Here is a 20,160-nt window from a genome sequence, read left to right on the forward strand (position 1 = left end):
ATTACGTGAAAGTCGGTAAGACCGGGGTAAGCGGCGCCGAGGTGGAGGAAAGTGAAAAATCGACCTTTTCAGGCGGGTTCAGGACCGAGCGCAGCCAGATCAGCGCGCTGTCGATATGCCAGGTGACGCGTTCGCGAACCGGGGGAAGACTCATGGCCAGGCCGGCCAGCAGCACCAGCGCCACCAGAACGGCCAGGATCTTTTTAATCGTCGAATTCATAGACGGATTATAACATTTTCTAAACGGTCACTTATTTGACGGAGTTGGTCGAATACAGGTATAATGGGCCTTCCCTTGCGGTTCCATCCGTTCGAGGGAGAGAAGATCCGGCTTGTGAGGAAAATGTGACGAAGAAAAACAACGGCCGTCCAATCGAATATGAAGGCGAAGATACCATCTGGGTGGCTGTGTTGCTGCACGGTGATTCGGAAGGCATCAACACGGGTGAACTGGTTTCCACATTTGCAGGCAGTGAAGATCAGGCGCGCACCCAGATGCAAAGATTCTTTCAGGATGATGAAGAAACCGGCGATTATACATTGCTGGCCACCATCAAGCCGCTCGAAGAAATCATTCAGTTTGCCGTGGTCGGCGATCAGAGTACCACCTGGTTGCCGGTCGAAAAGCGCAACCTGATTCATTAATGCTATGATATAATCCAAAATTAAGCACAATTTGTGTTCAAAACTTTAACATAAAGACCTGGTAGACTGTGTTTGCCTGGCTTTTATCTTCATTTTGTGAAAGTGTGAATCATCCATGGAACAATTCATGCGGGACCTACCCAATCAGTTTAGTTTGCCGCGCCGCATCAGCCGGTTGGGCCAGTTAGCCTATAACCTGTGGTGGGTGTGGAATCCTGAAGCCCAGATGCTCTTTACGAACATCAATAAATCGCTGTGGGATGCGGTGAACCATAATCCGGTGGCCTTCTTGCATAAGGTGGAGCGCCGGCTGTTGAACGCGGTCACCAACGATCGTTACTACCTGGAATTCTACGACCGGGTGATGAAGAATTTCGACAGCTACCTCAACGCGCAGGATACCTGGTACGCGACCACCTATCCGAACCTGAGCGACAAACAGGTGGCTTATTTTTCCTTCGAATTCGGTCTGCACGAGTCGCTTCCAGTGTACGCCGGCGGCCTGGGCATTTTGGCCGGCGACCACTTGAAGGAAGCCAGCGACCTGGGCATTCCGTTGGTGGCCATTGGTTTCATCTATAACAAGGGCTATTTCGTCCAACACATCACCGAAGACGGCTGGCAGGAAACCCGGGATTTGATCCTCGATTTCGATGAAATGCCGGTCGTGCCCGTGCTGGATAAAGAGGGCAAACCTTTGATGATCTCTGTGGAACTGCCCGGCCGCAGCGTATTCGCTCGTATCTGGGAAGTCCGCGTTGGCCGGGTGATGCTTTATCTGCTGGACACCAACCTGGACGAGAACAACAACGGCGACCGCCAGCTTACGGCGCGCCTGTACAGCAACGATCTCGATATCCGCATCTCGCAGGAAATCCTGCTGGGCATGGGCGGCGTGCGCGCTCTGCGTCTGCTGGGTTACCACCCGGATGTCTGGCACATGAACGAAGGCCATTCGGCGTTCCTGGCGTTGGAACGCGCGCTGGAATTGGTGCGCACGGGGAAAACATTCGATGAAGCGACCGCGATCATCGAGAAAACCAATGTTTTCACCACCCACACCCCCGTACCGGCCGGCAACGATCAATTCCCGATCTGGCTGGTGGATAAATACTTCGCCCAGGTGTGGCCCGAGCTCGGACTCACCCGCGATCAATTCGTCAATCTCGGCCATCAGGTTCAGCCCTGGGGCGAGACGTTCTGCATGCCGGTGCTGGCCTTGAAGCTTTCCGACTACCGCAACGCGGTATCCGAGTTGCACGGGCAGGTTTCGCGGCGCATGTGGAACTGGATCTGGCCCGAGAAACGTCCGGAGGAAGTGCCCATCACACACATCACCAACGGCGTTCATACCGGCACGTTCCTGGCCCGCCGGTTGCGTTTGCTTTTCGACCGCTATCTGGGTACGGATTGGATGAAGCGCATCGATGATCCGGAACTCTGGGCTCAGATTGCCAATATCCCGGACGGCGAGCTGTGGCAGGTGCGCCGCCACCTCAAGCGCAAACTGGTGGTGTTTGCCAACACGCGCACGCGCGCCTTATGGCAGAGCGGAAGCATCACCCCGGCGCAGGTGGTCGCGGGCGGCCTGTTCCTGGAGCCCTACTCGCTGACCATCGGTTTCGCGCGCCGGTTTGCCACTTACAAGCGCGCGAACCTGATCTTCCGGGATTACGACCGGCTGCTGCGGCTCATCACCAATTACGAACGCCCGGTTCAGATCGTCTTTGCGGGCAAAGCGCACCCGGCCGATGAACCCGGCAAACTGCTCATCCAGCAGGTCTACCGCGCCGTCAAGGATTCCAAGTCCGGCGGCCGCCTGGTGTTCCTGGAAGATTATGACATGAACGTCGCCCGCTACCTGGTGCAGGGCGTGGATGTGTGGTTGAACACACCCCGCCGCCCGAATGAAGCGTCCGGTACGTCCGGGATGAAAGCCGCCCTCAACGGTGTATTGAACTTCTCGGTGCTGGACGGCTGGTGGCGCGAAGGCTACAACGGCAAGAACGGCTGGGCCATCGGCGAGGATCTTCCCGCCCAGGACGCGCAGCAGCAGGATGACGCGGACGCGGAAAGCCTGTACAATACACTGGAGAATGAGATCATTCCCCTGTATTACGAAAATCGGACGGCCGATAATCTGCCCAGCGAATGGGTGGGCCGCATCAAAGAATCGATGCGCACCCTGGCGCCGATGTTCAGCACGCGCCGTATGGTCAAAGAATATATGACCGAAATGTACGAATCAGCCATGCAGGCCGATGACGATTAATCGGCCGTAGGAGGGAGCAAGCATGGAAGCAATTTTCAATCAGAGCCCGTTGGTCATCGCGCTGTTTATCTTTGTGCTGCGCATCTGCGATATGAGCCTGGATACCATCCGGGTATTGTTCGTGGTGCGCGGGCGGAAGCTGCTGGCCTGGATTTTGGGTTTCTTTCAATCGATCATTTTCATCGTGGCCATCAGCTCGGTGTTGGCCAATGTAAACAGCATTTACAACATTCTGGCTTACGCCGGCGGTTTTGCAACGGGAAATGTGATCGGCATGTTGATCGAAGAACGCATGGCGTTGGGTCACATCCACCTGACCATTTACAGTTCCACCCGCGGCACGGCGGTGGCCGATGCGCTGCGCAAGGACGGTTACGCGGTCACGGAAGTGTCCGGACGTGGTAAGGACGGTATGGTCACCATGTTGCATTGCAGCGTGCTGCGCAAGCAGATCGATGCCGTGGAAACCATAATCCTGGAAGAAGATCCCGCTGCTTTCATCACGACTTCGGACGTGCGCAAGGTGCGCCGCGGTTTCTGGCGGGCATAAATCACCAACCGGTAGGATCGACGGGGTTTTCTGCACTGGCGTAGAAAACCCCGTTTTGATTCGGCTATAATCTACCCCATGAACCGTTATCTACTTGGATTGGATTTGGGAACATCCGGTTTGAAGGCGGCAGTGCTGGATGGCAGCGGCCGCATGTTGGCATCGGCAGGCCGGGAATATGCGATCGACTCACCCCGGCCCGGTTGGGCGGAACAGGATCCGCAGGTCTGGTACACGGCAGCCTGCGCGGCCGTAAGCCAGGTTTTGGCTGAGAGTGGCGTTCGCGGAGACGAAGTGCAAGGGGTCGGGCTGGCCGGCCAGATGCACAGTCTGGTGTGTGTGGATGAGAACGGCGCCGCCGTGCGCCCGGCGATTCTATGGGCTGACCAGCGCAGTGCGCCTCAGGTGAAGCGCCTGAATGAACAAATCGGGCGTGAAAAGCTGGCGGCCAGCGCGGGCAATCCCGTGGCGGCCGGTTTTGCGATTTCGAGCTGGCTGTGGCTGCGGGAAAACGAACCTGAAACCGTGCGGCGAACGCGCTTTCTCCTGCAGCCCAAGGATATGCTGCGTTTTATGTTGACCGGCGTCATCGGCGGCGAGCCGAGCGACGCTTCGGCCACGCTGCTGTTCGACCCGCATACCTGGACCTGGAGCCCGGTGTTGTTGGAGGCGGCCGGTCTGAGCCCGGACCGCCTGCCCCCTTTGCACCCCTCGGCGGAAGTCTGCGCCGGGCTGACCTCAGCGGCAGCCAGGGACTTGAACCTGAAAGCCGGTACACCGGTGGTATACGGCGGCAGCGATCAGGCCGTGCAGGCGTTGGGGCAGGGAATCATCGATGTAGGTCAGGTCTCCGGCACCATTGGCACCGGCGGACAGTGGTTTGCGCCGCTGGCGCAGCCGGTGCATGACCCGCAACTGCGCCTGCACCTGTTCTGTCACGTGCTTCCGGCGCGCTGGCATCTGGAGGCCGCCATCCTAACGGCCGGGCTGGCGCTGCGCTGGCTGCGCGATCAGGTGTTGACCGGCGGCGGCTATACCGAACTGGCGGATGCGGCGGCGGGCGTCGCGGCTGCCACAGACGGCCTGTTCTTTTTACCGTATCTGGCCGGTGAACGGACGCCGCACATGGATCCGCTGGCAACCGCGGCTTTTACCGGATTGACCCTGCGCCACGGGCGCGCTCATCTGACCCGGGCTGTGATGGAAGGGGTGGTGTTCGCGATGCGCGAGGGGCTGGACCTGCTGGAGGGGTTGGGCGTTCACCCGGAGGCCGTTTTGGCCTGCGGCGGCTCGAACCGCCACCCGTTGTGGCTGAAATTGCAGGCGAATATCTACAACCGCCCCATCCAGCCGGCCGCCAGCCCGGAAGCGACCGCGCGCGGCGCGGCCCTGCTGGCCGGGGTGGGCATCGGGCAATTTGACAGTTTCTCGGCGGCGGTTCAGGCCGTGCCAGCGCCGCACCCGGCGGTCCTGCCCGACCCGGCCGAAGTGGAAAAATACGACCGCGCTTACCCGCGTTTCAAGCAGATTTATCCGGCTTTGAAAAAAGCGGAGTAGCTGCGGACCGCCTGTCCCCGAAAGGGGAGTGTGTTTTATCCGGCCCGGCGGACTTTCAGCCGTACGCCGTCGATTTCGACGACTTCGACGGCGGTGTTGCGCGGAAGCGGGGCCTGGGTCGGGTCGACCAGTTCGGCGCTCCACAGTTCGCCGGCTACCTGCACCGTACCGCCTGGATTGAGCGGCGAGCGCACCTGGCCGCGTTTACCGATCAGCGTGGTTTTACCGGTCTTTACCGGCAGGTGCATGGCGCGCACTGCAAAGGAAATGATGACCGAGAAGCTGGCCGCCATGAAGAGGCCGGTGCCGATCACCAGCGGGACAGACAGGCGCGGCAAACCCGGAACGCGCACCGAATTGAACAGGATCAGCGCGCCGGCGATGAACGAGCCCAGGCCTGCGGCGGTCAGCGCGCCGTGGGTTGGCGCCTTGATGTCCACGATGAAGAGCACGAAAGCCATGAGCATGAAAAGCAGGCCGAACCAGTTGACCGGCAGCACGCCCAGGCCATAAATGGCCAACAGGAGACAGACTGCGCCGATGAACCCGGCTACCCAACCGCCCGGGCTGGAAAGTTCGATGAGAATAGCCTGCACGCCGATGCTCAACAGCAGGAAGACCACGTTTGGATTGATGAGGAAGCTGAGCAATTGCTCGATCAGGGTGCTTGGCACGGTGTAGGTGGTGGCGCCGGCGGTATGCAGGGTGACGGTCTGGTCGAGGACCAGCACGCTTTTCCCGTCCGCAAGCTGCAGGAGGGTTTCCAGGTTGGGCGCGATCCAATCGATCAATCCGGCGTCCAGGGCTTCCTGCGCGGAGAAGGCGCGGGCGTCCTCGACAGCCGATTCGGCCATCTGGGTCGCGCTGTCGGGCCGCCGGCCGGTGGTCAGCGAGCGCACCGTGGCTTTCAGGGCTTCCTTTTCCTTGGTGGCCAGGGTTTCGCCCAGATCTTCGCCCTGCCCGCCCACCGGACTGGCCGCGCCGATCATCGTTTCGGGGGCCATGGCGGCCAGGTGCCCGGCCAGGGTGATCAGGGTGCCCGCGCTGGCAGCCATGGCGCCGCGCGGCGTAACGTACACAATGACCGGTATCTCACTGGAACGCAGCAGACCCACGATCTCGGTCATCTGGTCGATCTGGCCGCCCGGGGTGTTCAACTGCAACACGACGACATCCGCGCCCCGGTCGACCGCAATCTTTAATCCGCGTTCGATGTACCCGACCATGACCGGAGTCACGGCACCATCCGCGGTGAGGACGACTGCTGTGGGGGTCCCGGCGCCGGTTTGGGCATTCGCCAGCCCGACCGGCAACAACAGGCAGCTCAAGAGCAGTCCGATGGCGGCCATGCGGATCCAATGTTTGCGCAACGAAATCTCTCGCGTTTTGTTTTTCATAATCAGCAGCTCCCAATAAGATTATAGCGTAGTCGCCGGGCTGAATGCTGATGAACATCATATCCAATGTTAATATGATTCTTTCATGTGTAGGGTATTCTTCTAAATGTAAGAGGAATTTTAGTTTTGGAGGATTTTCCTATGGCAAAAGTTATCGGTATCGACCTTGGGACAACCAACAGCGTTGTCTCTGTAATGGAAGGCGGCGATCCGGTTGTGATTACGACCGCCGAGGGCTCGCGGCTGCTGCCTTCGGTTGTGGCATTCAATAAGAACGGCGAGCGTCTGGTGGGCCAGACTGCCAAACGGCAGGCGGTGGTGAACCCGGAGAACACAGTCTATTCGATCAAGCGGTTGATGGGCCGGCGCTACGAAGAAGTGGAAACCGAACGCAAGATGGTCCCGTATCCCGTGGTGCGCGGCGCCGCGGGGGATGCGCGGGTTAAAATTCCACAAACCAACCGCGAGTATACACCCCAGGAAATTTCAGCCATGATTTTGGCGAAATTGAAAGCCGATGCAGAGGCTTACCTGGGTGAGCCGGTCACTCAGGCGGTGATCACCGTCCCGGCTTACTTCAACGACAGCCAGCGTCAGGCCACCAAGGACGCCGGCAAGATCGCCGGACTGGAAGTGCTGCGGATCATCAACGAACCGACGGCATCGGCGCTGGCCTATGGCCTGGACAAGAAGAAGAACGAAAAGATTCTGGTGTTCGACCTGGGCGGCGGTACGTTCGATGTGTCCGTGCTGGAAGTTGGCGACGGCGTTTTCGAAGTCAAATCGACCAGCGGTGATACCCACCTGGGCGGCGATGATTGGGATCAGCGCATTGTCAACTGGGCGGCGGACGAATTCAAGAAGCAGGAAGGCGTCGATCTACGCAATGACCGCCAGGCGCTGCAACGGTTGCGTGAAGCGGCCGAAAAGGCCAAGATCGAACTGTCCTCGATGATGGAAACGGAAATCAACCTGCCGTATATCACCGCGGACGCCAACGGCCCGAAGCATTTGCAGTTGAAGTTGAACCGGTCGACCTTCGAACGGATGACCACCGACCTGCTGGAACGCTGCCGCGGCCCGTTCGAGGCCTCTTTGAAAGACGCCAATCTGACCGCCAGTGGCATCGATGAGGTGGTGCTGGTGGGCGGTTCGAGCCGTATGCCCATGGTCCAGGATCTGGTCCGCAAGCTGATCGGCAAGGAACCCAACAAGGGCGTGAACCCGGACGAAGTGGTGGCCATCGGCGCAGCCATTCAGGCCGGTGTGCTCTCCGGCGAAGTCAAAGACATTTTGCTGCTGGATGTGACGCCGCTTTCGCTGGGCGTGGAAACGCTGGGCGGCGTGATGACCCGCATCATCGAACGCAACACGACCGTGCCGATTCGCAAGAGTCAGATCTTCTCGACCGCCGAGGATAACCAGACGGCCGTGGACATCCATGTGCTGCAGGGTGAGCGCCCCATGGCGGCGGACAACAACAGCCTGGGCCGCTTCCGCCTGGATGGCATCCCAACCTCCCCGCGCGGACTGCCTCAAATCGAGGTGACCTTCGATATCGACGCCAACGGCATCCTCAATGTCTCGGCTGTGGATAAGGCCTCCGGCAAGGAACAAAGCGTCACCATCACTGCATCGACCAACCTCAATAAGGCGGACATCGAACGCATGGTGGAAGACGCCAAGCACAACGAAGCCGAGGACAACCACCGCAAGGAGCTGGTCGAAGCGCGTAACCAGGCCGACAACGCGGCCTATCAGGTCGAGAAGACCCTGCGCGAGACGGCCAGTGTACCGGCCGACCTGCGAGGCGAAGCTGAAAACGCCGTTCGCGATTTGCGCCAGGCGGCTGGCGGCGACGATTTGAACCGCATCCGCAGCCTGACGGCCAACATGCAGCAGCTTTACGAGCGCGTCATGCAGTCGGCGCAAACAGCGAAGTCCAATCCATCCGGCCCCGATCAGGGCGGCAACGGTCACGCCAACGGTAATCCGGATGGCGAAGTGGTGGAAGGTGAATTCCACCAGGCTTAACCCGACGGATCTTGATAAAATGACACCGGCGAGCCATTTGGCTCGCCGGTGTTTGTTGTTTTCGTAAAAAAATCAGGGATGAACCAGCGTCCCCACCGGTTCGCCGGTCAGCGCCTTGCGCAGAGCGGAATTATCCCACAGGTTGAGCACCATGATGGGCAGTTTGTTCTCCATGCACAACGAAATGGCGGTGCTGTCCATAACTTCCAACCGGCGGTTGAGGGTTTCGATGTAGGTCAGTTCGTCGAATTTCACCGCGTTGGGGTTCTTCTTCGGATCACAATCATAGACGCCGTCCACTTTGGTGGCTTTGATGAGCACGTCGGCGCCGATTTCCATGGCGCGCAAGGCGGCGGCCGTGTCGGTCGAGAAGTAGGGGTTGCCCGTTCCGCCGCCAAAAATTACGACGCGGCCTTTTTCGAGGTGGCGAATGGCGCGGCGGCGAATATAAGGTTCGGCGACTGAACGCATTTCGATGGCCGACTGCACGCGGGTCCAAACTCCCAGACCTTCGAGTGAGTCCATCAGCGCCAGCGCGTTCATGACTGTGGCCAGCATGCCCATGTAATCCGCGGTGGCGCGGTCCATGCCCAACTCCAGGCCAACGCGCCCACGCCAAAGGTTGCCAGCGCCGATGACGATGGCAACATCCACGCCCATTTCGCGCACTTCTTTTACCCGCAGGGCGATATCTCGGGCGCGGTGAGGGTCGATCCCATTGCCGCTGTCGCCGGAGAGGGCTTCGCCGCTGAGCTTGAGCAAAATGCGGTGAAATTTCAGGCTTTCCATCCAGTTACCTTCCTTCAGACTTGTGTGGATTGTTGTAGACAACGATGCAGAAAAAAGGCCAACCGGATGGTTGGCCTTTGAAAAACGATTTACTCAGCTTCTAATTCACCAAGCGCCCAACGGGCAAAACGGCGAATGACGATATTTTCACCGGTCTTCAGAACGGTGTCATTCAACAACTGCTGGACGGTGATATCCTCGTTGCGAATGTATTTCTGGCGCAGAAGGACCACTTCGTCTTTGAACTTGTTCAGGTTGCCTTCGACGATGCGCGGCAGGATATTTTCGGGCTTGCCTTCTTCGCGGGCCTTGGAGGTGGCGATGGCAGTCTCGTGATCGAGGACTTCCTGGGGAATGTCGGTTTCACGGATGTAGGTCGGTGAAGCGGCGGCAACCTGCAGGGCAATTTCATGGGCAAATTCACGGAAGGCATCCGAACGACCGACGAAATCGGTTTCGCAATTGACTTCCACCATCACGCCTACGCGGCCATTGCCGTGGTTGTACAGTTCGACGACGCCTTCGGAGGCTTTGCGTTCAGAGCGCTTGGCTGCAGTGGCCAGGCCTTTCTCGCGCAGGAAATCAACGGCCTTGTTCATGTCACCGTCGGCGGCCTCAAGGGCTTTGCGGCAATCCAGAATGCCAGCGCCGGTCGATTCGCGCAGTTGTTTAATCATATCGGTCGTAATTGCCATACCAGTTCCTTTTCCTTGTCCTGGGATCTTTTCCATCCGATCCATATAGACCGGTGATTATTCAGCCTGTTCTTCTTCCGTCGGAGTCTTGGTCAGCTTGGCCAGGGTGGATTCGCCCAACAGATCCTTGTCTTCCAGGACTGTTTCAGCTTCCATCTCCTGCGGGCGGGCGACAGGGCTGGTCTCGGCGGCTTGCGGTTGGGCCTCTTCTTCTTCCTTGCGAGAGGCCTTGCCTTCCAATACTGCATCGGCGATCTTACCCACCAGCAGTTTGATGGCGCGGATGGCGTCGTCGTTGGAGGGAATCACATAATCCACACCGCGCGGATCGCAGTTGGTATCGACCATGGCGATGACGGGGATTTGCTTGATATTGGCTTCGCGGACCGCGGTATCTTCGCGACTGACGTCGATGATGAATACCAGATCGGGCAGGCGCTTCATCTTGCGCACACCGCTCAGGCGCATCTCGAGGCGTTTGATCTCGCGGTCGATCAGCAGGGCTTCCTTCTTGGTCAGACGATTGATTTCGCCGGTTTCGTGCATCTTCTCAAGGCGTTCCAGTTCCTGGATGCGCTGGAAGATGGTCGTCCAGTTGGTGAGCATGCCGCCCAGCCAGCGTTCGGTCACGTAGGGCATGCCGCAGCGTTCGGCTTCTTCGCGGATGGTTTCCTGCGCCTGGCGCTTGGTGCCCACGAAAAGGACGACGCCGCCGCCGGCCGCGGTGTCGCGCACCAGGTTATAGGCGGTGCTCAGCGACTTGACCGTCTGCTGCAGGTCGATGATGTGAATGCCATTGCGCTCGGTGAAAATAAACGGGCGCATCAAAGGGTGCCATTTGTTGGTGCGATGGCCGAAGTGCACGCCGCTCTCGAGGAGAGCTTTCATAGAAATTACTGCTGCCATTGGTTCCTTAACTCCTTGCGTTATTCTTCCGCTCCCGTCATTCCAGCCCTTCACTGTCATCGACAGCACGCCAGGCGGGTCGGGAAGCGTGTGAAATGGGATGATACAGCTTCGCCTCAAGCAAAGCCGGTCAAGTATATCACAGGTCAGCCCGAATCGTCCAGAAATTACCGATTGTCTGGAGGCATTTATGTGTGAATGGCGCCATTCGTTGGATCGGCTGACCTTCGCCGGAAATTATGTATAATTTTGACCTGATTTGCATTATAATATCATTCTCAAACCTTATCGATATGGGAAAGGAATCGGCTTATGGACGCAAACAATTCAACCTGTGCATGCGGTGGAAGCTGCAGTTGCGGCGGGCACGCGGATGCAGAGCCCGAAGTTTTTCTGACGAGCGAAGAATACATCCAGCGTCTTGAGGCGTACTTGGAGGATCTGAAAGCCGAGATCAAGGCTGTCGAAGCTGAACTGGCCGGTCTGCGCCAGACCTCCTGATCGAATCGCGCAGCCACACCCGTAGGGAAGACAACGAACGGAGAGCCCGAAAGCTCTCCGTTTTCGTTGTTTCTTGACGGATCGCGGATGAGGGATGAATCTACGCCCGCTTTCCAAGAATGTAATTTTCCAGTCCCTGGATCTCGTGGCGCTGGTCGGCAATGACCTCCTTGACGACGTCGCCGATGGAGATGACACCCAGGATATTCACGCCATCGGTCACCGGAAGATGGCGGATATGCTTTTCCGTCATCAACTGCATGCATTCCTCGATGGTTTGCAGTGGGCTGACGCAAAAGACCGGGAAGGACATCAATTCTCCAACCGGCGTTTCGGGACCGCGGTTCATCAGCACCCCGCGGCGCGCGTAGTCGCGCTCGGAGAAGATTCCCAGCAGCGAACTGCCGTCCATTACGAGCACCGCCCCGATCTTTTTCTCGGCCATCCGTTCGAGGGCCTGGCGGATCGATGCGGTTGGAACCACCGACCAGACCTGATTGCCTTTTTCGCGCAGGATACTTTGAACCGTAGTGGTCATTTTCCCATCCTCCATAGAGCGGGTGCTCAGGTGAATCCATTCGGCGCACCCGTTCAGAAATCGCAGGGTCTTTTAGCCGATATTTATATTATACAAAAATTATCTAAATTGCAATAAAATGTTATCAAATTCTTTGACTTTGCATTTTCATAACAAACCGGGTTTTTACGCTCCCTGGCAGGGGTCTCATTCCGGGCCGGGTATATAATCAGTGAAAAATACAGTAAAAATCAACAGGGGACCTTCATGGGTTGGTACGAGCGACCATCAACCAGGGATTTTTATGATCAGCTGCCAAAGGTAGAACTTCACCGTCATTTGGAAGGGGCGCTGCGCGTCGACACCCTGGTGGAAATCGCCCGCAAACAGAACCTGGCGCTGCCGTCTACCGGCCGTGAATTGCAGGCCCTGGTGCAGGTTCAAACCGCCGAAGCATTGAATTCGACGGTCTTTCTATCCAAATTCCAGACTCTCCGTCAATTCTTTTGTTCGCCCGAAATCATCACCCGCGTGACGCGCGAAGCCATTGCCGATGCACGCGCAGACGGCGTGCGCTATCTGGAACTGCGCTTTACGCCTCTGGCGCTCAGCCGGATACGCGGTTTTTCGCTGGCGGAAGTGATGGATTGGGTGTGCGACAGCGCGGCTCAGGCCGGCCGGGAGTATGATTTGCCGACCAACCTGATCGTCAGCGTCAACCGGCATGAGAGCGTCGAAATCGCCGAACAGGTGATCGACCTGGCGCTGCAGCGGCGAGAGCGCGGAATTGTCGGGTTGGATCTGGCGGGGAACGAGGCCGATTTCGACGCGCTGCCATTTCTTGAAGTATTTACCGAAGCGCGGGCCAGCGGCCTGCACATCACCGTTCACGCCGGGGAATGGAACGGACCGGAAAATGTCCGCCAGGCTATCGAGATTTTTCACGCCGACCGCATCGGTCACGGCGTGCGGGTGGTCGAGGACCCGGATGTGGTGGCGTGCGCGCGCGAAAGCCAGACCGCTTTCGAAGTCTGCCTCACCAGCAATTACCAGACCGGGGTGGTACGCAGTCTGCAGGAACATCCATTCCTGCAAATGCTGGCCGAAGGTTTGAATGTCACCGTCAATACAGATGATCCGAGCATTTCGCAGATCGCATTAAGCGACGAATATCGGGCGGTCGTCGAAAAGTTTGGCCTGGACCGCTGGAAGCTGCAAGAATTGATCCTCTCCGGGGCGCGGGCGTCCTTCCTGGCATCTACCGAAAAACAGCGCCTGGTTCATCGCCTCGAGGCCGAGTTCGAAACGGTGATACATCCCGAATAGATGCATTTTGGATCATCGATTATGATGAATTTCCTTAATAGTGAGGATTCGTCATATCAAAGGCTGACAAATCATCAGCTTGTTTTTCGATTCCTTTCTGCTATACTCTTAACTACATTCTCCCTGTTCTCTGTTTGTATACTCTCTCCGTGGGGAATGGTCTGCTCACCGACCACATAAAAAGGAGACGGATTATGCAACTCAGTGTAAAGGATTGGATGAAGGATCTGGTGGTATACATCGATCCGGATGACACGGTATGCGATGCCCTGGAAAAAATGCGCCATCGGTACATCAGCAGCCTGATCGTCAATAAAACCGAAACCAATCCCAACTACGGCATTGTTACATCCATCGATATCGTTGACAAAATAGTCGCGCAGCAGCGGGATCCTTCCAAAACTAAAGTCCGTGAAATCATGAATTCACCGCTGATCACTGTGGAAACGAAAATGCTTCTCTCGGAATGCGCAGCGAAGATGAAAGAAGCGCGCATCCACCATTTGCCGGTGATCAATGAACACGGCGACATCGTGGGCTTGATTTCTTCGACCGATTTTCTGATTGTGGCTGAGGTGATGGGCAAAGGCTTCGGCGAGCGGACGTTGAGCTGACCCACCCAATTCTTGAGTCCCTGCGGCGCATCGCGGTATAATTCAAACCACGATGCGCCGATTTCTTATCTCAACCCTCTTGACTTTTCTCCTGCTCGGTTCGATGGCGTCTGCGCCGTCTGTGGTTATGGCGCAGATTGGCGGCACACCGACTGTTCAGGATATCGTTCCCGTAACGACGGCCACCCCTCAGCCGGATGGATCGATCATTCACGAGGTGCAGTACGGCCAGACACTGTGGATGATTGCCGAAGCCTATGGCGTGGAGCGGGATGCATTGATCACGCTGAACAATCTCACGGGGAACAACCCCGTGCTGTGGGTCGGACAAAAATTGGTGATCCGCCTCGCCCCAACGGCCACGATCACGCCCAGCCCGACCAGCACCTTGAAGCCACCTACCCGCACCCCAACTCTGGTCCCGACACCCATCACGCCAACCCCAACGCATACCATCGCGCCCACGCGCACGCCCACACCCCGCCCGCTGGTGCCGAATTTTCAGACGATGAACCCCGGCGCCCGGCGTGGAATTGGGATCAGCTTTCTGGCGATTTCGGCGGTGGGACTGCTGGCGGCCTTCTACTTCGGTTTTCGGAAGAAATAATCAATTCCTTGTAAATGACAAGCAGGGCTATCCGATTTTCGGACAGCCCTGCTTGTCATTCACACTGGAGAACAGGGGTCGACCGCCTGGTTCCGCCTGCCCTGAAAAGGGCCTGCCCTTAAAAAGGGAAGAAGAGTGGGCTGACCCCTGAATGGGAGCGGCACTGCCGTGTTTCAGGCAGCCCGTTTTGGGTTGGACCTGCGAGTGAAGATCAGATCATGAAATCTTCACCCTGCCACACGCCGTCTTTCGGAGCATGCACCAGTGCGGGTTCTGCGCGCTGGCCATCGCCGCCGCCAGTGGGATGGGCATGTTGTCCCCGGGTGCTGCCGACGTTTTTCCCGGTGGTATGCAGATCGACGGTATACACGTTCAGGAGTTTTTCGACGGTTTCCAGGCGGTTCATGACCGATGCCAGCGATTGCCCGATGGTATCGGGTAACCGGTCATGATGCAGGTCCACCATTTCTTCCTTGGATTTGCTGCGCATGACCACCTGGCCCGGCACGCCCACCACGACCGAATTGGCCGGGACCGGCTTGACGACCACGGCGTTCGCGCCGATGCGGCTGCCATCGCCGACCAGGATGTTGCCGAGGACCTTTGCGCCGGCTCCGATGACCACGTTATTGCCGATGGTCGGATGGCGTTTTCCTTTTTTAAGGCTGACGCCGCCCAACGTTACCCCGTGATACAGGGTGACATCGTTCCCGATTTCGGCCGTTTCTCCAACCACGACGCCCATGCCATGGTCGATGAAGAAGCCCGAGCCGATGGCTGCGCCGGGATGGATTTCGATGCCGGTGAAGAAACGCGCGATTTGAGATAGCCAACGGCCTGCCAGTTTGAGATGATGGCTCCACAACCAGTGCGCCACGCGATGGCTCCACAGGGCGTGCAGCCCGGGATAGGTCAGGACAACTTCCAGTGTAGTGCGCGCCGCTGGGTCGCGTTCAAATACGACACGCAGGTCATTGCGGAGTGTGCGGAACATTTTTCTCATTTAACACCTACCTTTACAGGCCTGCAGCCGGCCACGAACCCTTAATCTGCGAGATCGGCAAATAACGGTGTACTCAGATAACGTTCGCCAAATGAAGGGATGATCACGATAATCAGTTTCCCGGTGTTTTCGGGGCGGCGCGAGACCTGCAAAGCGGCCCAGGTGGCGGCGCCGGAACTGATGCCCACCAGCAGCCCTTCCCGGCGTGCCATGGCGCGGGCCGTGGCGAAGGCATCTTCACCTTTGACGCGAATGACTTCGTTGTAGATCTTGGTGTTCAACACTTCCGGAATGAAGCCGGCGCCGAGTCCCTGGATGGGGTGCGGGCCTTTAACGCCGCCGGACAATACCGGCGATGCATCCGGCTCGACAGCGATGGACTGGAAGGAGGGCTTACGGGCTTTGATCACTTCACTGATGCCGGTGAGCGTGCCGCCGGTGCCTACTCCGGCCACCAGGATATCCACTTTGCCGTCCGTATCGCGCCAGATTTCTTCGGCTGTGGTGCGGCGGTGAACTTCCGGGTTGGCCGGATTATTGAACTGCTGCGGGATGAAATAGCGCGAGTCATTGGCCGCCAGTTCTTCGGCTTTGCGAATGGCGCCCGGCATACCTTCCGACCCGGGAGTGAGGATCAGGTCGGCGCCGTAGGCGCGCAACAGCATGCGCCGTTCCTTGCTCATAGTTTCGGGCATCACCAGCGTGCACTTATAACCGCGCGCGGCGCTGACCATGGCCAGCGCAATGCCGGTATTTCCACTGGTGGGTTCCAGGATAATGGTATCGGGCTTGATCTTGCCGGCCTTCTCGGCGGCTTCGATCATCGAAACCCCGATGCGGTCTTTGACGCTGTGAGCCGGACTGTAGAATTCCAGTTTGGCGACGACGTCGGCTACGCTGCCTTCGGTCAGGCGGTTGATGCGAACGAGTGGGGTGTTGCCAACCAGTTCGGTGACGTTGTTTGCGATTTTCATTGAAAATCTCCTCGTAGAATACGAATAAGTGAGTTAAAACGATACGGCTAACTGGCAGAATTAAAAACGGCGGGCAAAAGCCTGCTTTTCCCCGGAGGGAGTAGCGGGACCGTTGTTCGCCGCTTGCCAGTTAGCCGTCAGAATGTGAAATCGATACTGGATCGCGGTGCTACAACAAGCCCCGCCCCAGACACAAGCAAATCAAATGCTTCGAAACGACAATCTTACTGAACATAGTCCGCATTATAGACCATTTTTTACAGATGTCAAGTGCTTCATGTGATTACGGTACAATCCGGCGACAGAGGCGAATGGGTGGGTGAACGGCAAAGAGACGCCAGATCGGCGTCTCTTTGTAACTTTGTTTTCGAAATATTCCGCGCCGCCGCGAAAACTTAGCGCAGGAAGAAGGAAAGGATGACCAGCAAACCGATGAATGATCCCGCCAGAATGCCGATGCGTTTCAGATCTTTGATGACCGGGGCATAATCGGGATGAAATTCAGTCGAGGCGGTGATGCGGCTGGCGCTGATTTTTTCGGCCACCGGGGCGGCGCTGCCGGCGCCGGAAGAGACCTGTCGCTTTTGTTTCTTGCTCATTCGTATCTCCTATTGACTTTCAAATTGTCGACCTAAAATTTCCTGCGCGACGGCGTCGCGGATTGGACGGTTTCGATCGGTGGTTTTTAGCGTTCATCGCGCAAATCGGCGCTGATGACAATGCGCTGTTTATCCACCATGTAAGGGTAACAGGAGATCAACGTGACGACCGCGTCCTGGGTGGAATCCATGACATCCACCTGATCCGGTTTGACGATTTGCGTCTCCCGCACCGTGTAAACGTACGAACGCTGGTTGGTGTAGATGATGATCTCATCACCCGCTTTCAGTTGGTCGAGGTCCCGGAAGATCTGTCCGTAGATATCGTTGTGCGCTGAAAGCACCAGGTTGCCCTTTTGCCCGGGGTTGATCGGGCTGATTAGATTCTGGCCGACGCCTTTCTTCAACTGCTCCGGGCCATCGCCCATCACGATCGGCGCATCGATCTGAATGGCCGGAATCTGGATGCGCTGAGCCTGTTCGGGGCTGGTGGTCGGCACGGGCAGGTTGGCCAGGCTTTGAACCATCGGGCGCAGATGCTCCGGAATTTCAGCTTCGTTGAACTGCGAGCCGCCCGGCGAATTGGGAGGGGTGTGACCCGAAGGCAGCACCACGGCCCGGATCAACGGAGTGGGCGTGAGCGTGGGCTGGATGAGGGCGGACGCGGCCTCGGCATTGATGAGCCGCAGACCATAGAACGTGTTCACCAGCACAATTACCAGCCCGATGACGGCGCCGACTTCCACCAGAAACAACAGCCGGTCCATCCAGACCCTCCGGCGCGAGCGCGGGGTCGAAGGAGTGGGCTCATCGGTTTCCAGCGTTTCAGCGCGCAAGCCATCCAGCGGCGCAACCTCCGGCTGGGGTTCCACCTGAATGACCCGACCGGTGCGCCGGTAGGCCTCCAGACGGTTCTGGCGTTCGGCGCGCCGTTTCTCCACCAGCAGGTGGCGCAACTCTTCGACTGTCAGATCATCTACGTTACGCTTCCGAGCCACTCCTGCTCCTGTTTCCGAAGCTTAAAATCTCGGAATCTAATCAGCGGAATTATACCCGATTTTCTCATCTTCGCGCGTCCGAGGCGGGAGGCAGCGCGTTAACAAGCAACTTTGATCGGAATTATTTTGGAAAAACATATAAAAATTCGCAAATTTTTATAATTTGTGGTAATAATTTACTTATGATGACACACCAGCAAAACAACGTCGAGAAGCGATTTATCCTTTCATTGATTTTCACTTTGCTGATTCTGGTTGGCGAAGTGGTTGGCGGTTTGATCACCCACAGCCTGGCGCTGCTCTCGGATGCCGCGCACGTGTTTATGGACGTGTTCGCCCTGGGATTGAGTTTTCTCGCGTTACGTCTCTCCTCGCGACCGGCCGACGACCGCCACACCTACGGATGGCACCGCCTGGAAGTGCTAGCGGCCCTCATCAACGGCCTGACGCTGCTGGTCATTTCCGTTACCATCGGTTGGGAAGCTTACCAGCGTTTCCTCAGCCCAGCCCCGGTCCGGGGTCCGCTGATGCTGGTGATTGCGGTTCTCGGCCTGGTCGTCAATCTGGTGGTGGCGCTGGTGCTGGGCAGCCACCGGCATGGTGAAAAATCTCATATCCACCGCGACCTGAATCTGCAGAGCGCCTTCCTACATGTCGTTGGCGATGCCGTTTCTTCGGTGGGTGTCATCGTCGCGGCCGTCTTAATTATGCTGACCGGCCTGGAGTGGGTGGACCCTCTGGCCAGCGTGTTGATCGCGATCCTGATCCTGGTCAGCTCCTTCCGCGTGCTCAAGAGTTCGCTACATATTCTCGTGGAGGGCACGCCGGATGGCCTGTCGCTGGCCGAGGTGGAGCGGGAGATGCTGCAAACCCCGGCAGTGGCGTCGATTCACGATTTGCATGTCTGGAATTTATGCTCTCAGGATGTGGCGTTGAGCGCTCACGTCGTTCTCGAGGCTGATCATGCCCAATCCCAAGAGCAGGTGATGCAGGATTTGCGGCAGCGACTCGACGAGCGTTTCGAAATCCTCCATACCACGCTCCAGTTCGAAGATACGGCCTGCATCGATAAGTTCGCCTGCAACGGCGGGGCCAGCCATCCCGTTGTCAATTAATCTGTTCATTGATCCTCCCGCCGGCTGGTTGAACTTCCTTCCCGCACAGGGAATGTGGTAAGATTCTTAATCGGATCGATAATCGTTCATTCTGGGAGGAAAACCATGCGGCGTTGGAGCATCGTTTTATTGGTGATATTGTTTCTCGCTCTACCGGGCGCGGCGCAGGGTCAGTCCGACGTGGGGTTCGACCAATTGAACGTGCTCCTGTGGCCGGAATACGATCGCCCGGATATGCTGGTCATTTATAAGATCACCCTTTCATCGGCCACCAAATTGCCCGCCCAAATCGATCTGCGTATTCCCCTGGCTGCCGGTTCTCCTTATAACGTGGCCATCGAAGAGGTTGACGGCCAGCTCTACTCCCTGAATTACACCACATCGCAGGACGGCGATTGGTTGATTGTCTCGTTCACGGCCCCGACTTCGAAGCTGCAAATCGAATATTACGATCCGGAATTGACCAAGACCGATAGCCGGCGGGATTATGAATTTCACTGGCCCGGGGACGTGGCCATCGATAATTTGACCGTCGAGATGCAGCAACCCCTGACCGCTGAAAACTTTCAGGTAGCTCCGAACATGGGATCCTGGGCAACGGGCACAGACGGCCTGCGATATTATACCGAGGATGTGGGCAGCGTCCCCGAGGGAACGCCGGTGACCCTGAAGCTGAGTTATACCAAGAGCGATGATCTGTTGAGTGTTCCCGATCAGGCGCCGCTTCAATCGAGCCAGCCCATCGGCCCTTCCACGTCTCTGTTACGCATGGAGGGGATGTTGCCTTATATCCTGGGCGGCCTCGGCGTTGCCCTGTTCATCGGGGGAGGGGCGTGGTTCTGGGTAATTTCACGCAAACGGGCCACTGAACCCGCCCGCCAGCGTCACAATGCCTCCAAATGGCTGCCCGATGAGGTTCAGGAGGTCTACTGCCACCAGTGTGGAAAACGGGCCAGCAAGGAAGACATTTTCTGCCGGGCGTGCGGAACGCGGCTGCGCCGTGAATAGATTGCGAAACCAATCAAAACGGGCTGCATTGTTCGATGCAGCCCGTTTTTTTT

21 protein-coding genes are annotated in these 20,160 nt (G+C 57.6%); 11 read left to right on the forward strand and 10 right to left on the reverse strand.

The window, feature by feature from the left end; translation table 11 throughout:
• Window position 1: 1 nt before the first annotated feature.
• Entirely contained in the window at window positions 2–220 is a 219-nt protein-coding gene (locus tag LARV_RS08245) for a hypothetical protein (RefSeq protein ID WP_075073188.1), read from the reverse strand.
• 125 nt (window positions 221–345) lie between these two features.
• Between LARV_RS08245 and LARV_RS08250 the strand changes: the two genes are divergently transcribed.
• From LARV_RS08250 to xylB, 4 genes are all read left to right on the forward strand, one after another.
• Window positions 346–645 carry a hypothetical protein gene (locus tag LARV_RS08250; protein ID WP_075073189.1) on the forward strand — a complete coding sequence of 100 codons (300 nt, stop codon included), beginning with the start codon at window positions 346–348 and terminating at the stop codon, window positions 643–645.
• Between the two features lie 127 nt (window positions 646–772).
• Window positions 773–2,917, forward strand: a complete 2,145-nt coding sequence (glgP, locus tag LARV_RS08255) for an alpha-glucan family phosphorylase (protein ID WP_236709943.1) — start codon at window positions 773–775, stop codon at window positions 2,915–2,917.
• Window positions 2,918–2,939: 22 nt separating this feature from the next.
• On the forward strand, window positions 2,940–3,467 hold the full coding sequence (locus LARV_RS08260; RefSeq protein WP_075073191.1) for a DUF2179 domain-containing protein: 528 nt from the start codon (window positions 2,940–2,942) through the stop codon (window positions 3,465–3,467).
• 78 nt (window positions 3,468–3,545) lie between these two features.
• Window positions 3,546–5,024 (forward strand): xylulokinase, encoded by a 1,479-nt coding sequence (gene xylB, locus LARV_RS08265; protein WP_075073192.1) that lies wholly within the window; start codon window positions 3,546–3,548, stop codon window positions 5,022–5,024.
• Between the two features lie 35 nt (window positions 5,025–5,059).
• Here xylB and LARV_RS08270 read toward each other — a convergent pair whose 3' ends face one another.
• Entirely contained in the window at window positions 5,060–6,421 is a 1,362-nt protein-coding gene (locus LARV_RS08270) for an NfeD family protein (RefSeq protein WP_083522426.1), read from the reverse strand.
• A gap of 141 nt (window positions 6,422–6,562) precedes the next feature.
• Between LARV_RS08270 and dnaK the strand changes: the two genes are divergently transcribed.
• Window positions 6,563–8,455, forward strand: a complete 1,893-nt coding sequence (gene dnaK, locus LARV_RS08275; RefSeq protein ID WP_075073193.1) for a molecular chaperone DnaK — start codon at window positions 6,563–6,565, stop codon at window positions 8,453–8,455.
• 72 nt (window positions 8,456–8,527) lie between these two features.
• Here the strand turns inward: dnaK and pyrH are convergent, their stop codons facing one another.
• From pyrH to rpsB, 3 genes are all read right to left on the reverse strand, one after another.
• Window positions 8,528–9,244, reverse strand: a complete 717-nt coding sequence (gene pyrH, locus LARV_RS08280; RefSeq protein WP_075073194.1) for a UMP kinase — start codon at window positions 9,242–9,244, stop codon at window positions 8,528–8,530.
• A gap of 89 nt (window positions 9,245–9,333) precedes the next feature.
• Window positions 9,334–9,939, reverse strand: a complete 606-nt coding sequence (gene tsf / locus LARV_RS08285) for a translation elongation factor Ts (protein WP_075073195.1) — start codon at window positions 9,937–9,939, stop codon at window positions 9,334–9,336.
• A gap of 57 nt (window positions 9,940–9,996) precedes the next feature.
• A complete protein-coding gene (rpsB, locus tag LARV_RS08290) occupies window positions 9,997–10,845 on the reverse strand; it encodes a 30S ribosomal protein S2 (protein WP_075073196.1) in 849 nt (282 codons plus the stop codon).
• A gap of 312 nt (window positions 10,846–11,157) precedes the next feature.
• Here rpsB and LARV_RS08295 point away from each other — a divergent pair, with 312 nt between their 5' ends.
• Window positions 11,158–11,346, forward strand: coding sequence for a DUF5320 domain-containing protein (locus LARV_RS08295; RefSeq protein WP_075073197.1), 189 nt, complete (start codon window positions 11,158–11,160; stop codon window positions 11,344–11,346).
• Window positions 11,347–11,446: 100 nt separating this feature from the next.
• On the opposite strand, the gene LARV_RS08300 is transcribed toward LARV_RS08295, so the two are convergent.
• Window positions 11,447–11,884, reverse strand: a complete 438-nt coding sequence (locus tag LARV_RS08300; protein ID WP_075073198.1) for a CBS domain-containing protein — start codon at window positions 11,882–11,884, stop codon at window positions 11,447–11,449.
• Between the two features lie 246 nt (window positions 11,885–12,130).
• Between LARV_RS08300 and add the strand changes: the two genes are divergently transcribed.
• From add to LARV_RS08315, 3 genes are all read left to right on the forward strand, one after another.
• A complete protein-coding gene (gene add, locus LARV_RS08305) occupies window positions 12,131–13,189 on the forward strand; it encodes an adenosine deaminase (RefSeq protein WP_075073199.1) in 1,059 nt (352 codons plus the stop codon).
• 194 nt (window positions 13,190–13,383) lie between these two features.
• Window positions 13,384–13,803, forward strand: coding sequence for a CBS domain-containing protein (locus tag LARV_RS08310; RefSeq protein WP_075073200.1), 420 nt, complete (start codon window positions 13,384–13,386; stop codon window positions 13,801–13,803).
• A 52-nt stretch (window positions 13,804–13,855) separates the two neighbouring features.
• Entirely contained in the window at window positions 13,856–14,410 is a 555-nt protein-coding gene (locus LARV_RS08315; protein WP_083522427.1) for a LysM peptidoglycan-binding domain-containing protein, read from the forward strand.
• Between the two features lie 211 nt (window positions 14,411–14,621).
• On the opposite strand, the gene cysE is transcribed toward LARV_RS08315, so the two are convergent.
• The 4 genes from cysE to LARV_RS08335 all read right to left on the reverse strand — a co-directional run bounded on the left by cysE (window position 14,622) and on the right by LARV_RS08335 (window position 17,984).
• Window positions 14,622–15,404, reverse strand: coding sequence for a serine O-acetyltransferase (gene cysE / locus LARV_RS20940; protein WP_075073202.1), 783 nt, complete (start codon window positions 15,402–15,404; stop codon window positions 14,622–14,624).
• 50 nt (window positions 15,405–15,454) lie between these two features.
• Window positions 15,455–16,387, reverse strand: coding sequence for a cysteine synthase A (cysK, locus tag LARV_RS08325; protein WP_075073203.1), 933 nt, complete (start codon window positions 16,385–16,387; stop codon window positions 15,455–15,457).
• Between the two features lie 395 nt (window positions 16,388–16,782).
• Window positions 16,783–16,986, reverse strand: a complete 204-nt coding sequence (locus LARV_RS08330) for a hypothetical protein (protein ID WP_075073204.1) — start codon at window positions 16,984–16,986, stop codon at window positions 16,783–16,785.
• A gap of 86 nt (window positions 16,987–17,072) precedes the next feature.
• Window positions 17,073–17,984 (reverse strand): sortase, encoded by a 912-nt coding sequence (locus tag LARV_RS08335; protein ID WP_075073205.1) that lies wholly within the window; start codon window positions 17,982–17,984, stop codon window positions 17,073–17,075.
• 182 nt (window positions 17,985–18,166) lie between these two features.
• Here LARV_RS08335 and LARV_RS08340 point away from each other — a divergent pair, with 182 nt between their 5' ends.
• Window positions 18,167–19,099: a cation diffusion facilitator family transporter gene (locus LARV_RS08340; RefSeq protein WP_075073206.1), complete on the forward strand. Its 933-nt coding sequence runs from the start codon at window positions 18,167–18,169 to the stop codon at window positions 19,097–19,099.
• Between the two features lie 105 nt (window positions 19,100–19,204).
• Entirely contained in the window at window positions 19,205–20,107 is a 903-nt protein-coding gene (locus LARV_RS08345) for a zinc ribbon domain-containing protein (protein WP_075073207.1), read from the forward strand.
• The last annotated feature ends 53 nt before the right edge of the window (window positions 20,108–20,160 follow it).

The organism is Longilinea arvoryzae, from assembly GCF_001050235.1.
Taxonomy (GTDB): Bacteria; Chloroflexota; Anaerolineae; order Anaerolineales; family Anaerolineaceae; genus Longilinea; species Longilinea arvoryzae.

Bases quoted from the DNA above. Each gene is read 5' to 3' on its own strand.
- LARV_RS08245 (WP_075073188.1), bottom strand. From the start codon at position 220: ATGAATTCGACGATTAAAAAGATCCTGGCCGTTCTGGTGGCGCTGGTG.
- glgP (WP_236709943.1), top strand. From the start codon at position 773: ATGCGGGACCTACCCAATCAGTTTAGTTTGCCGCGCCGCATCAGCCGG.
- LARV_RS08260 (WP_075073191.1), top strand. From the start codon at position 2,940: ATGGAAGCAATTTTCAATCAGAGCCCGTTGGTCATCGCGCTGTTTATC.
- xylB (WP_075073192.1), top strand. From the start codon at position 3,546: ATGAACCGTTATCTACTTGGATTGGATTTGGGAACATCCGGTTTGAAG.
- LARV_RS08270 (WP_083522426.1), bottom strand. From the start codon at position 6,421: ATGAAAAACAAAACGCGAGAGATTTCGTTGCGCAAACATTGGATCCGC.
- dnaK (WP_075073193.1), top strand. From the start codon at position 6,563: ATGGCAAAAGTTATCGGTATCGACCTTGGGACAACCAACAGCGTTGTC.
- pyrH (WP_075073194.1), bottom strand. From the start codon at position 9,244: ATGGAAAGCCTGAAATTTCACCGCATTTTGCTCAAGCTCAGCGGCGAA.
- tsf (WP_075073195.1), bottom strand. From the start codon at position 9,939: ATGGCAATTACGACCGATATGATTAAACAACTGCGCGAATCGACCGGC.
- rpsB (WP_075073196.1), bottom strand. From the start codon at position 10,845: ATGGCAGCAGTAATTTCTATGAAAGCTCTCCTCGAGAGCGGCGTGCAC.
- LARV_RS08295 (WP_075073197.1), top strand. From the start codon at position 11,158: ATGGACGCAAACAATTCAACCTGTGCATGCGGTGGAAGCTGCAGTTGC.
- LARV_RS08300 (WP_075073198.1), bottom strand. From the start codon at position 11,884: ATGACCACTACGGTTCAAAGTATCCTGCGCGAAAAAGGCAATCAGGTC.
- add (WP_075073199.1), top strand. From the start codon at position 12,131: ATGGGTTGGTACGAGCGACCATCAACCAGGGATTTTTATGATCAGCTG.
- LARV_RS08310 (WP_075073200.1), top strand. From the start codon at position 13,384: ATGCAACTCAGTGTAAAGGATTGGATGAAGGATCTGGTGGTATACATC.
- LARV_RS08315 (WP_083522427.1), top strand. From the start codon at position 13,856: ATGCGCCGATTTCTTATCTCAACCCTCTTGACTTTTCTCCTGCTCGGT.
- cysE (WP_075073202.1), bottom strand. From the start codon at position 15,404: ATGTTCCGCACACTCCGCAATGACCTGCGTGTCGTATTTGAACGCGAC.
- cysK (WP_075073203.1), bottom strand. From the start codon at position 16,387: ATGAAAATCGCAAACAACGTCACCGAACTGGTTGGCAACACCCCACTC.
- LARV_RS08330 (WP_075073204.1), bottom strand. From the start codon at position 16,986: ATGAGCAAGAAACAAAAGCGACAGGTCTCTTCCGGCGCCGGCAGCGCC.
- LARV_RS08340 (WP_075073206.1), top strand. From the start codon at position 18,167: ATGATGACACACCAGCAAAACAACGTCGAGAAGCGATTTATCCTTTCA.
- LARV_RS08345 (WP_075073207.1), top strand. From the start codon at position 19,205: ATGCGGCGTTGGAGCATCGTTTTATTGGTGATATTGTTTCTCGCTCTA.